The organism is Bradyrhizobium betae (genome assembly GCF_008932115.1).
Lineage (GTDB): Bacteria > Pseudomonadota > Alphaproteobacteria > Rhizobiales > Xanthobacteraceae > Bradyrhizobium > Bradyrhizobium betae.
In genome coordinates this window covers 6044693-6058867 of the sequence record NZ_CP044543.1, presented here as the reverse complement: position 1 = coordinate 6058867, position 14175 = coordinate 6044693, and the positions used below count along the sequence as shown (strand labels likewise).

Below are 14175 nucleotides of genomic sequence, written 5' to 3'. Positions count from 1 at the left end.
CCGCGCGGCTCGCGGCGGCGATATGCCGCCCGCGCCACCGGCGCGGGCGATGTGCGGTTCCTGTTGAGTAGACGCTGCGCGCATCGCAATTGCGAAAACAGGCGCGGCTGCCGGCGGTGACTTCCTGGCCGCGCGTTCCGCAGAAGCGCCGTCAATCGTTCGCGCGGATTGATTCAGCCGAACGCATCGACACACTCGCATTTGCGGAGTGGATCGATCGCTCGAACAAACGGTTGAAAAGGTGCGACCTGCCGCCCAAAGCGCGGTCGCCGGGTCGCGTCAGTTTGAGGCCAACAGCTCCCGCAGCCGCGCGATCTCGATCTGGGTCTCGGAAACCATGCGCATCAGCAGCGCATTCTCGTGCTCGAGGTCCCTGATGCGGCGAAGCCGGTTGCTCTCGTCCTGCTTGAGGCCGAGATCGTAGACATTGGCCTTGGCATCGGACTTGACATCAGCCTTGGACGCCGGGAGCGCGGACTCCGGGCAGACCGGTTCGATCGGATTTGTCGCGCGCATTTCAACCCCCAAAACACAAATTCAAACACGCAGGCTTGTCACACTCGTACGGACAGCAGCCCACTGCCCTCTTCCACGAAGCCTGTTGCCGTCCTTGTAGGTATGTTTCTTATCGTTGCTGTGACCGATCTTAAACAAAGCGTCAGATTTCAGGACGCAAAGCGGCCGTCCGGTGGCAGATCTCCTAACCTGTCCAAATCCAAATCGATTCAAGCATCTCGCAATGCCGTCAGACTGTCACATAAGGCGCGATCCCGCGTCGCCCGAGCGATGCGTCTCGACCTGTGCACGAGCGGCGGCGTGATGACACGCGCAAATTGACGCCGTGCGCGACTTATTGCCAATACCGCAATCTGATCGACCGTCGGGCACGCGACGGCGTCATTGCTTGCAGTCGCCGGACGACGTCGTGTCGCACTGCTTCTTGTCGTCCGGCTGTTCGCTCTGGCCCTGACCATCACCGCCGCCATAACCGATCACTTCGACGATGAAGATCGAGGCCGGCTTGCTGGCGCCGCCCGCAGTCGGTGTCTCCGCAGTCTTGGCCGCGGCGCCTGCCGTGTTCGAACCCGCGGTCAGCGCGCCGATGTTGGGAACGGAAATGGTGGGAACGCCGGTCGTCGAGCCCTGAACCGAGGAGTTGCCGTAATTGGCGACCACGGGCGCGACGAAGACTGCATCGCCAGAGGACTGCACGCCGGCCGTGCCGAAGTCGATCGTCCCGCGCGGCGCGAGAAGATAGAGATTGGACGCGACCGCCACGTTCGAAGCCCTGAGCGTGCCGATGCCCGCGCCGGTCACGAAGCCACCGAGATCGATCGACTGATAATCATCCTGGTCGTACAGCACCTGTAGCGCCGGCGCCGATAGCGTCGTCTTGGAGCCGCGCCCCGCGTCGAGATTGCCGTTCGAGCTCCACATTAGGATGTCGCCGCCCTGGGTCGTGAGCACGCGGCTGGAATTCACCAGCACGTTTGCGTCGGTGAAGGTGTTGATCGCGCCGCCACCCAGCGTGAGGATGCCGATGTCGCGCAGCTTCAGCGCCTTGTTGGGCTCGGCGGCGAGCGAGCCGACGATCAGGCTGCCGCCCGGACCGAAGATCGAGATATCGCCGCCGAGCCTGGTCTGAACTGTGGAATGCAGCAGATTCATGTCGCCGGTCTTGACGAGCTGGCTGGCACCGTTCGCGCCGCCGCCGAGCGCGTTCTCGGTGTAGCCCAGGCTCGCCGGGAACATCGTCTCAATCACGCGATAGCCGCGCTGGGAGTCCGAAGCCGTGCCGGCGGACTGGCTGATGCCGACCTGCTTGAGCTCGGCGAAGAACACCTGGTCGACGAAGACATGCTGGAGATCGGCCGGCAGAGCCTGGAACACCGCGAACACGCTGGCATCGTCACCACTGACTGATTTTCCGACCCGGGTCAGGAAGGCGCGCAGCTCGGGAATATAGTTGTGCGGCACCCCGCCCGCATTGGCCGGATCGATATAGCCGTCGATCACCGCCTTGTAGTCGACACCGAACTTGGTGCCGAACATCGTGATGATATCGGCCCCCTGCTTCGTGCCGGCAGCCGCCACCAGCGCGGCGTTGCGCCGCGGGTTGCTGGCCGGGCCGAGCAGCGCCTGGTTGTAGATGCCGATTGAGCCGCCGCCTGTGCCAGTGTCGCCCGGAATGAAGAAGTTACCGACCGCTGTAGGCGTGGAATTGCCGACCGATACGATGCCTTCCTGAACGAGGGCTTCGGTCGAATTGTTGTGCGCCGCCGGAAGGAAGGGACCGATGTCGCCGCCAGCCTGCACCACGAGGAAACCGGGTCCGGCCACCTGGATGCCGCCGCCATTGTTGTAACCGGTATAGGTGATGTTGCCGCCGGCCACGATCGAACTCACGTCGGCAGCGTGAATGTTCTGCACGACGACGTTGAGGTCGAAGATGTCTCGCCCCGCATAGATGCTGGCCGGGCGGTTGATTTCGATGTGCTGATAAACTGCTTCAGTCTCAGGAGAATCAAGGTTCCGCCGGCCGTAATTTCCCGTTGCCGTGATGTCACCGGTGACGGCGTAAATTCGTGCATTGGTATCAAGCCCGTCAGCGTCGTCGCTCTCGTGCGCCAGGATGGCGCGGCTGGACGATGCGTCATTGCCGCTGTTGGGCCGGTATGGATCGAAGGCGGCATCGATCAACGATGGTCCGGTCGAAATATAGGGACGGGAGATTCGTTGCGGGCCCGACGTTTTCTCCGGATAGCCGAAGGTGAGATCGACGCTGCCCTGCGCGAGCAGATCGAACGTACCGTGTTCGGACGGGCTCAACACGATCCCCGGCACCTTGATTCCCGTGCCCGCGATGAGATCACCGATACCGGTCGTGATCAGGTCACCCTGGAGAGCGAGAGCCTCGAAACTCGCTGGGTAGGTCGCTGCTCCAGCCCTGTCGAACGTGCTGTTCGTCCAAATCGTGGCCGGCGCGATGGTGATGGTGAGATCGCCCGACTGCGCCACCACACGCACCTTGCTGTCCGGGCCATACGTGTCCATGTAGAGCGGCTGGCCCGGATTGGTCGCTATCTCGAGTGGGTTTGACCTGCTCGGCTGCTGAGCGTGCAGCGCAGCCGGATTGACAACACCGGCTATCGTGACGGCGCCGGCGGCGCTCATCATGATCTGCCCGGTGTCGACAGCAAGCTGAGGAACGTCCCGAAGCTTGAGAGTGCTGCTCCCATACTTGTAGACGTACCCGTTCTGGCCGATGTGACCGCCCGCGACGATGCTGGCGTGGCCGGATCCCTCGTAGAACGAACCGCCGAGGATGTCGCCGCCAGCACGCACGATCATGTTGCCGCTGCCATAGAGGTGCGTCACGGGTGTGCTGTTTGCCGACAGGCCGCCGGTGACGCGGCCGGTGGTCGGGGCCGACACCGACACATCGAGCATGTTGTGACCAGCGAGCACACTTATATTGCCACCCGCGCTGAGGAAGCCCTGCTGGAAGCTGCCGTACTGGATCCACCACGCCGTTTGCGAGGCGATCTGCGTCGAGGGCGCGAAGACACCGGCACCGTATGCCGAATTGTTGGCATCGGGCGTCACGCCGGAATTGGAGAGCAGCCAGGCCTGATAGTACTGCGGCACTTTCTGGTCGATCAAGACAGGATTGCCGTCCTTGTCCTTTAACAAATTGCCTTGGGCGTCCTTCGCTTGGATCGAGATTACTTTGGTGCCGCCGACGATATCTCGCTGGGCGTCGACAACGACGTCGCCGCCCTTTTCGGGGAAGGCCGCCGCCGTTGGCGGTCCGTAATAGAGCTCGGGCGCGGCGGTGGCAGCCGCGTTGCCGTACGCCATGAGGCGGGGCTCGAAGAATCCGTTTGGATCAGTGACTGCGAGGCCCGAACTGTACGGATTGGCGTAGGTTTCCGTGTTGACGCCGGCCGCGTAGATCACCCCGGGCGCGGCGGTGTCCTTCAGGACCACATCCCGCGCGGCCGCGACGGTGATGCTGCCGGTGCCTGTCCGGATCATGGTCGGAATGTTGACCGTGACGGACCCTCCCACCAGCTTCTGGTCGTAGCTCGCGTGCTTGTCGACGATCACGTCGCCCTTGTCGTTCGCAAGCGAAACCCGTGCAGTCGGATTGGCGCTCGATAAATCGGCGCCCGCGGTCAGGATGTAGGACCATGACGACGGCGCCGTCACCGCCTTGATGTTGGCCTGGCTGCAGTCGATCGTGCAGACCAGCAATTTGTGCGGGAACAGGTCGGCAGTCGCGAGGTCCTGCGACGTCGGGCTGATGCCGTTGCCGACGTCACCGGCCTTGTAAGGCGCGATCAGAAGCGTGTTGCTGGCGTAGTCGTTCAAATAGATCGCGCCGAAATCGATCGAGCGGAGACCGCTGTTCGAAGCGAAATAGCTGTTGACCTTGCCGGCATAGCTCGCGTCGAGATAATCCGCGAACTGGAAGAAGCCGTCGGAAATCGAGGCGTTGACGTTGATGTTTCCGGCCGCGCGCAGCGAAAGCACGCCTGCGTCGAGCCCGCCCCAGGGCGTTGCGAGACGGTAGGTGAAATCGATATAGTCCGAAGCAGGATTGAAGGTGGTCGGGGACGGCTTGCCGGGGTTGACCGCGCCGGCCGCCAGATTCCAGTTGCTGCTAACGGTGATGTCGCCGTTCGAATTCACGAGGTCGACGCCCGGCTGCACATGCACGACGTCGGCGCCGAGGCTGCTGACCAGCGGCGCAAGGCGCGTGAACAGGTTGGTGAAGCCGTAGCTCTGCCCGTTGTAGCTCCAGGTGCCCTTGGTGATCTCGGCGATCGTTTCGCCGAAGAAGACCTTGCCGGTACCGGCCCCGCCGGTGAAGGACGCAACGCCAGTCTTGCCTTGCTGGTTTGGATCGAAGGCGAACACCCCACTCGACGTCGCCGGAATATAGTCGTTGGTGGATGGCACAAACTGGGGAGTGCCATTGACCAAGGACGTTGTGCCGGCCTGGCCGGTAACCGGTACAAATTTAACGGAGGCGTTCTGACCGATACTGACCGAAGTCAACGATGCCCCGTCATAGCCGGTGGCACCAGGCGCAAGCGACATCGACGCCGATACGACCTTGAGGGTCGAGACTGGACGGCCGAACTGCATCTTTGCCGGCGCGTCAAGGTTGCCGATCGTTATGCTTGGAACTCTGGTCAGATAACCGCTGCCGGGATCAATGATCGTGACGGTGGCGACTTGTCCGTCAGCACTAAAGGACACGACACCCGTCGCACGTCTCCCGCCGGAACCGGGGTCCGGGAATGTGACGGGAATGTTGCTCTGGCCGAAGTACTGCTCGAGCCCTGGTGTGCTCGGGTTCAATTGGAAAACATCTACCCCCGCGGCGAAACTGATGGTTGCGATCGTGCTACCCGCAGTGTTCTTCACGGCAACCGGCGCCGGCACAGTCGCAAGTGCCGTGCCGCCCTCGATTTTCTCAATGCGCCATCCGCTCACGTTGGTCCACGTCCCCTCCGTCGCCGGAACGAGATTTCCGTGCTCATCCACTCCCTTGTACCAGCCAGCCGTATCGATGGTGCCGGACCAGCCGAGGCCCTTCGATCCGTCGATACCATTGCTGCTGGCGATCGTGTCGAACGCAACGAACCCGTTCACCGCGACCGAGCGAGCGCCGACGATGCTGGTCCTCGAGCGATCATTGACGTTGTTGGTGGCATCGAGCACGGGCAGTTCGTCATACGTCTTGTCGCCGTCGGCGTAGTAGCTCGCGCCGTGCGTGCCGGCCGAATTGGCGACATTGCTGATCGCGGCAATCTTGACGTCGTCGTTGCCGTCCAGCGGCGCGCGGAACGTCACGGTGCCGCCGCTCAGGCCGCCCTTGGTGCCGCCGGACACGTTGATCTGCGTGCCCTGTTGCAGCCAGATCTTCGACTTGGCGGCCCAGCCGATGCCGATGGTGACGTCGCCGCCGCGCTCGTCGGCGTGCGTGGTCGAGGCGTCGATCACGCCGCTGCTCGCCAGGAATACCGAATTTGCGCCGTACAGCGAGACCTTTCCGCCGGCCTGCCCGGTGCCGTCGGCGGTCTTGCCGCCGTAGCCGGTCGCATCAATCAGGCCGCGGATCTTGACCTGGCCGAACTGCTTGCTGGCATCGCCGCTGTCCCAGGCCGTGTCGTCGGCAGTCAGCGTAATGGCGTTGGCCTTGAGCGTGTGGCCCTGCTGAAGCTCGAGATTGCCGGTGCGGGTGTGGATGTCGATCAAGCCGGTGATGCCGCCGACGAGCAGCGTGTCCGCCAGCGCGGTCAGATCGGCTGCGTCCTTGGTGTCGAGCTTGAAGCGGCCGCCAAGGCCCGCACCGCCGGCGCCGCGCAGGATGCCGGAGATCGTCGCGCCGCCGCGGAGCGCGTTCACATCGATCTCGCCGCCGTAACCAAGACCACCTGCAGGCTGCGCCACGTCGATGACGCTGTTGGCGTCGACCAGGACTTGGCCCGCACCTGGGACCACTGGCAGGAACGACGTGCCGATATCGGCATTGAGCACGATCTTGCCGCCGGGCGCGTAGGTGTCGACATCGACCAGAGTCTTCTTGTAGCCGCCGGCCGCAAGATAGGCACCGGACTTCAGCTCGAGATTGCCGGCGATGGCGTTCAGCGTGATGGTGCCGCCCTGCGCCTGAACCGTGCTCGCAATCGTGATGTTCGACGCCGTGATCTGGAGGCTGCCGCCGACCTCGGTGCTGTCGGCGGGCCGGTCGGCGACACCGTTGCGCACAATGGTGTCCTGGATGGTCACATTGCCGGCGTAACCGGTAATGGCGAAGTTTTGCGATTTGGCGCCGGTCGCACCGGCCACCAGCACGCTTGGCGTGGTGACAGTGAGGTCGACCTTGTCGGTGTTGCTGACGCCGAGCGTCAGCATGCCCGGGCCCTTGACCAGCACGCGGTCGGTTGCGGTGAGACCGACGTTGGAATAGCCCGCAATGGTCATGTAGGTCGCAGGCGCAACGCCGTTCACGACGCCGCTGCCGAGATCGATCTCCTTGGCGGCGAATTGCAGGCTGTTGCCGTTCGCGGCCGTGTTGCCGCTGAAGGCCGGGCCGGCGGTATTCGTCAGCGTAAGGGTGCCGCTCGCGCTGATCCTGGCGTCCTGCGCGGCGCCGCCGTCGAGGCCGAGCGCGATGCCGTTGGCATCGAGCGTGAGGTTGCGCGTGCCGGAATTGAAGTCGCCGTAGACCGTGATCGGACCCGCGAACGCGCGCAGGGCCAGCGTCTGCACGTCGGCGAACCGGGCGCTGTTGGCCGGAAGGACCAGGCTCTTGCCGGCCACCGCATTGGCGGCGCCGATGCCAATGGTCGGCGCGACCAGGTTGACCAGACTGGCGTGGAGATCGGTCGTGTTGAGGGCGATCGCGTTGTTGGACGCGGTGCCTTGCAGCGTCAGGGTGTTCGTCGTGATCCTGGCGCCGTCCGCGATGACGACCTTGCCGTTCGCGCCGGTGTCGCCACCCGCCAGGTTCAGGCTTCCGCTGACCTGATCGGCGCCGACATTGGCGAACTTGATGGTGAGTGCCGGTGTCGATCCACCGGTCTTGGTCGGTCCCGTGATCTGCAGCGTCGGGTCATTGCTGGCGACGACCAACGCGCCGCGGCCGGGCTGCTGCGGTCCACCATTGGCGTAATACGCCAGCGCTCGCAACGCGGCGCTGTCCGCACCCGTGAGTTTCGTCAGATCGGCACCGAGGATCTCCGTTCCCGACAGCGTTCCACCCAACGCCGCGGCGAGGCTGGCCGCGGTCACAGGCGCCTGCCCATCCGACACTACGACATAGTTGCGCCCGAGCTTGTTGTGAACAGCGCCCGTGGTTTCGATGATGCTTCCGGACTTGACGGTCACCGTGCCGCTGCCGTCGACCGGGACGTAAACCGGAATATCCAGCGTGACGGAATTGGATCCGACGGTCACCTGCTGCTTGAGCTCCTGCCATTCGCCGACCTTGGCGACGAGCAAGATCTCCGGCGCGCTGAAGGTCTCGCCCCGCGTGTCGACCACGACGTTGGATGCGGTCGGCGTGATCAGCGTGCCGTTGGCGAAATCGCTGCGACTGCCGCCGATCAGGATGCTCTCGAACCCTGTGAGCTGGGCCACGTCAAGGCCGACATAGCCGGCCGGAACGTCGTTGTTGACGTATTCAGCATGGCCGACCACCGCGAGCTTGGGCGCGCTGATGTCGAGCTCGCCGCCGCGGCCGGTGTTGCCGCTGCTGTCCCGACCCGGCTGCGTCAGCGCCATGCCGTTCAGCACGATCGTCTGCAGCGCGGAGACCGAGAGCCGGCCGGCGTCCATCGGCAGCCGCGGCGCGACGGTGTTTTTCTTGGCCGCGAGCTGCGAATAGTAGCTGTTCGCACCGGTGAAGCTGTATTCGCTGTATTGCTGCCAGACCGAGCTGGTCTGCACCGCGAACACGGTCTCACCCGACGACTGTTTTCCGGGCGCCGTCGACTGCGTGTAATTGCCGGTCACCAGCACCGTACCGTCGGGCAATTTGGTGCCCGAGGTCACATGTTTGGTGTTGTTGTCGCTGGCATAGACCGTGACGCGCATCGCGCCGGGCAGCGTCGCGTAGTGCGCGGGATAGAGCGTATAGGTTCCTGCCGGAATGCCGTTGCCACCGTCGATCGTGATCTGCTGGCCTGCGAGAGGAACGCTGTCGCCGGCGGTGATGGTCGCCCCATTGTCCGCGCTGCGGGCAGTGGCAAAATGGATGTCGTAGGCCGCGATCGGATCGCTTCGCGACGGCACCAGCGCGTAAACGTTCTGGCCCGCCAGCACATCGCGCGATCCGCCCTTGCCCTGGATGAACTCAATGGCCTGGAGGTCACCGCCGCCGCGCAGGTCGATCGTGGAGCCGTCGGAGCGCGTCACGGTCCCGCCGGACAGGATCAGGCCCTTCGACGGAGGCGCGGAGAGCGGATTCAGGCTGGCGTTGTAATACCAGTCGGTACCGTCGGAGGTGGCGCCGTAGGGAACGATGGTGTCGGCCAGCGACACCGAGGTGAGGCTTCCCGGCGAAAGCACCACCGACTGGGTGATGACGGGCGAGACCGAGGCATTGGTGCTGCCAAGCGTGATGGTGCCGAGCGGCGCGAACAGATTGCCCGCCTGCTCGATGGTCTTGGCATGAACCGTAATGCCTCCGCCAGCCGACAGCGGAATGGTCGTGTCACTGCCAGCGGGCGAAGTGAACTTGACGTTGCCGGGCGTATCGATTCCGAAGGTGACGGCAGTCACCGGATAGATGCGTTGGGCGGAGAACAGGAGATCGCCGGCCGTGACGAGGTTGCCGGTGAAGCTCGATTTTTCTGCTGTTGCGGCGTTGTCAGCGGACACGTTCTTGAGGCCGTCCTGCACCTTGAGGGTGCTGAGGCGGATGTCGCCACTCGCAATCAGATTGACCTGGCTGAAGCCAGAAAAATCGAGCCCCTGGACAGGGTCGGTGGCTTTGGCACCGGTTGGCGTTGGCGCCCCTTCGAGGTCGATGGTCTGCGCTTTCACCGTCAAGGTGCTTGCGCCGGCCACCGGCTTGTTGCCGCTGCCGGAGAGAGAGACGTAAGATGCGGAAATGGTCGCATCGACCGAGCCCGACGTCGGAGCGTTGATGCTGCCGGCCGCGATGTGCAATCGGTTGGCCACATTCCAATTCAACGCACCGGAGATCTTCAGCGTATTCCATACGATTGCGGGCGCGGCGGTGCCTCCGACCGACGTCGCACCCGTTATGCCGTAATTATTGCCAGGGAGGTCCGTGAAGATGAGCGGTGTGCCGCCTACCGCACTTCCTGCATACAAGTAGACGTTGTCGAACGGCGCGAGTTGATCCGCAGCGACAAAGAAGGCCGCTCCCTGACTGTCGCTAGCGTGTTGCCCGAGCGTGATGTCCCCACCGCCGAGCAGGATCGTACCGCCGTTGGCGCGCGAGTCCATCTTTACGGGACCGTCGCCGGCGACATATCGGCCGCCCGCCGCCGCGAAGCTGCCGCCCCATGCGAAGCCGCCGACATCAGCGCTCACCGTTCCGGCGTCGCTCCACGACCATTGGGTCGACGTGACACCGCGCGCGTTGGCTATTTGGATGTTTCCGGCGGCGCCGGAGACGTCGACCAACGCACCGGCGTCGCTCACGAGAGTGCTTTGCCCCGGAGCGTCATACCCATAGTACAACTTGTTTTTGCTGGCGTCCGTTGGATCAGTATAAGTGTAGGCGATTATGGTCTTTCCGCCTTCCACCGCGAACGTACCGCCAGCGATGTAGGTGCCACTGGTCGTCGGCCCGTTGACCGTGCCAAACAGCGAGTTGGCGACAAATGTTCCGGACAGGTCAACCTTCGCCTCCGAAGAAAGGTGCGTTTTCTTGGAATTGATGAAGAGCGATCCGCCGTGATCGATGATCGTGCCGAGCAATTCGACCGACTGCGCTGCAACGGTCCAGAGTGGGTCGCTTGGCTTCAGCCCGTTTCGATTCGCGATCACCGCAGCCATAGTGATTCTGGCCTTGGGATCGGTGACAATCTTCGAGCCTTTGTCGAGCAGGATGTTGTTGGCCTTCAGCGTGAAATCAACCGCCTTGCGCTGGTTGTCCGGCAACAGTGCAACCGGCGCGGCGCCCTGCTGGCCGAGCTTGGTACCAGTCGGGACCGCAGTATAATCAGCGAGGCTCACGAAGTTGCGCTGCTGCAGCGTGAGAAGGGTACCGGCCGAGACGATGACATTGGAGTCCGCGCCCGACCACTGGTCTTTAACAGATTCGACCGTGTAAGAGCCGAAGCCGCCCTCCGTGAACAGCGTCTCAGGCAAGGTGCTCGCAGTCCCACCGATTCGGATCGTATTCACTCCTGCGATTCTTAAGCTGCCGTTGCTTTCGAACCCGTAGCCGCGCAGAACGCCGTCGAGCTTGATGACCGCCGGAGTAGCGACGCCTGTCGTTGGGGTGTGTGGTCCCTGCGTATCTTCCCACTGCCCATGGCTATAAAGGGCGAGCGAGATACTGCCCGCCTTGCCTTCCATGACGCCGCCGCTCACGGTTCGGGCTTTGCCCTGCGGCGAGATATAACCGCCGCTGGACACGTCGAGGAGGCTGCCCTTCGCCAGCAGGATGCTTCCGGTCGTATCCAAGTATCCGCCAGAGACCGCTGAGCTATCCAGGGTGGTGGCCATCGAAATAGACCCGCCATTGATAAAGGCGGGCCCCGCCGCATCGACGCCGGCTGTGCGACCGATATCGTTGACAAATCGGCCGCTGACATCGATTGTGCCTTCGACGAAGATGTTTGCTGCAATCGGCTTGCCCGATGCGTCTGTTGGCGCCTTGAACCAACCTGTCCCGCTGACTGCAATCCGGTCAGTCGTGAGGTCGATGCTCCCTCCCGCGGCCGACACCGTTCCGGCAATGTCGATCACACCGGCTTTTACGGAAAGGCTGCCGCCAGCCGCCAGATTAAGCGTGCTGCCGCTCGACAGCACAAAGTCGTTCGCCGTCACCGACAGCGAACTCAGGCCGTAGCTCGACAGGATCTCATCCGACAGATTCGTCGTATAGGCGCTCTGCGTGGCGTAGTTGGCCGAAGCCGACGCGCCGATCTGGACGCTCGACGGCGTCGTCAGCGAGAGTGAGCCCTGCAACGGCAATTGTCCGTTGCTGATCTGCCGCTCGCCCGCCGTGGAGCCGAAATACATCGTGCCGAGCAGCGCTGGATTGACGGTGACCAGGCTGACGTCGCCGGCGTTATGTCCCTCGGTGTACCCGGACGAATAGACCTGGCTCTGAGACGACCAGTATTCGGTGACGCCCCAGCGCGAATGATTGACGGTGTACTGGCCGGCGATCCCGACATAAGTCATGTTCGGGTCGGCCTTAGCAATGTTGTAGATGCGGCCGTCGCTGCCGATCAGGCGCGTGGTGTTGACCATCCCGGGCAGGAACTTGACGCTGCCGCCGGCGACGTTCATGACCGAACCATCGGTCTTGACCCCGGCAGCTCCGTTGTTGGTGCCGAGATCGGTGTTGAGGCTGATGCTGCCGCCGACCGTCATCAACTGGTAGATGCTGCGCGGCACCTTGGCGACATAGCCACTCGCGTCGGCCAGCGGCGTTCCCACCCATGTGGTGCCGTCGCTGCGGGTGCCGGTGTTGCGGATGTCGATCCACAGCGTCTGGCCGTACACCACGCCGGTTCCGTCGGCGTTCACGGTGGCATAGGGAGGACGCTGCAGCGGCGAGTCGGCGAATTCCGACTGAAGCTTGACGGCGATGACATTGTAGCTCGCCGGCAGTTCGACGTTTTGCAGCCCCGCGACGTCGATCGTCGCACCGGGCGCGAGCAGGATCGACTGGGGATCTTGAGAATTGGGAGAGACGCCGTTCTGGTTGCCTCCATTCACGCCGTTCATACCCTGTTGAAAGAGGCCCGGCGGTAGTTTGTTATCCGCGTTAGCTATCGGGAATACTTTCGCGTTCAGCGAGACTTGGGCGGATGGTGCCGAGATCAGCCCGGTCGCCCCAATCGTCACGTTGGTTTGCGCCGTGGCCTCGATATAGGTCGGTACGAAGCTCTGCATGCCGGTCAATCCCGCCGCGCCGTCGTCGACCGGCAGGCTCGAGATCACGCCATTCATGGTGACGCTGGTGGCGGCACGCAGCAGCACGAAGCTGTTGCGGCTGATGCTGGTATCGGCGGAAACTACGCCCTGAAGCAGATGCCCGGCGCTGTCCGTCAGCGCGCGACCATTCGCGTCGGTGGGATTGGCCACCTTCACCGTGTCGCCGTTCATCACCAGCACGCCGCGGCCGATGTCGATCACGCCGTCATGCACGACTGCACCCGTGCCCGGCAGATAGAAGTTGGTGCGCGGGTAGCCAACTGGGGGTGGGGGGGACGCGTTCGGATCGGGGAGGTAATAAGACGCCGCGAATTGCGAGATTCTGAACTCCCTGCCCGGGAACTTGTTGGTGTTGCCCTGGTCGTCCTTGCCCAGAACGCTCTCGGGAAGGGTCGAATATCCGTTCGGCACGACGTCGATGGTTCGCGCCGCGACCATCGCAACCTCGCCGCCGTTCACCTTGATCGAGCCGGAATTAGTGACGTTGGCGCCGAACAGGAAGACCGAGCCGGGCGAGCCGAGCGAGACCTGGTCGGACAGGATGTTGCCGGTGATCGACGCACCGCGCTCGACCTTGACGTCGCCGGCGATCAGATTGGTTGTCGCGCCCCCATCCTTGTCGTAGATCGAAAAGGAGTTGAGATTGGCGATGCCCTGGTCGCGGAAAAACGCGTCGCGATCGCTCAGGGAGGCGCCGAGCTTGCCGACGTCGAGGCTGGAGGCGATCAGGGTGTGGACGTTCACCTGCGAACCGGCGCCGAACACGATGCCGTTGCGGTTGATCAGGTAGACCCCGCCCATCGCGTTGATCTGGCCGAGGATACGGCTCGGTGAGGCGCTCGGATCCTGCACCCGATTGAGCGCGATCCAGTCGGATGCCGATTGCTGGAAATTGACGGTGGTGTTGGCGCCGACGTTGAATGTGTCCCAGTACAGAATGCTCTTCTGCTGGGTCTGCTTGATATTGACCGAGACATTGGAGCCGTTCGTCGTCTGCACCGGAGCGTTAGCTCCGGTCCATTTCGACGGATCGACCTTGATGCCCGCCAACGGATCGCTGTTGGTGCCGCCATAGGGCATCAAGCCGCCCGTGACCAGCCCGTTCGGAACGGACGAGCCCGCCGCCCGCGCAGCGGCTGCAGTGTCCGCCTGGAGTTTTCGCGCGGCGGCGAGCGCGGCTGCCGCACGGACGAGCGAGGCTTCGGCCTGGCTGGCCGCGCCGGCGGATTGAAGCGCGGCCTGGATCGCCGCCTGCTGCGCCGCCGCGGTCGGCGCCACCGCACTGCCGCCGGGCGTCAGGTTACGCGCATGACCGAAGCCGCTCGCCAGCGACAGCGCCACCAAGCTGACGCCGCACAGCAGCGAACGCTCGAAGGCGCGCCGCATTCCCGGATGTTTCAAACCTTGGGGTTTCAAACCTTGGGAAGTCTCAACGATATCGCGATGGGGCACGCCGCAGCACTTTCCGATTGCAAGTTCCAGTCGAGCCTACCCATGCAGGCATACTCG

2 protein-coding genes are annotated in these 14175 nt (G+C 63.5%); both read right to left on the bottom strand.

The genetic code is table 11. The annotated features are described in order from the left end of the window. Nucleotides 1-279 precede the first annotated feature (279 nt). Complete coding sequence (locus tag F8237_RS29080; protein WP_151649613.1) at nt 280-516, bottom strand: hypothetical protein; 237 nt, start codon at nt 514-516, stop codon at nt 280-282. A 381-nt stretch (nt 517-897) separates the two neighbouring features. Then, nucleotides 898-14052: a filamentous haemagglutinin family protein gene (locus F8237_RS29075; RefSeq protein WP_151649612.1), complete on the bottom strand. Its 13155-nt coding sequence runs from the start codon at nt 14050-14052 to the stop codon at nt 898-900. Nucleotides 14053-14175 lie beyond the last annotated feature (123 nt).

Coding starts and splice junctions, on each gene's coding strand:
- F8237_RS29080 (WP_151649613.1), bottom strand. CDS start 516: ATGCGCGCGACAAATCCGATCGAACCGGTCTGCCCGGAGTCCGCGCTC.
- F8237_RS29075 (WP_151649612.1), bottom strand. CDS start 14,052: ATGCGGCGCGCCTTCGAGCGTTCGCTGCTGTGCGGCGTCAGCTTGGTG.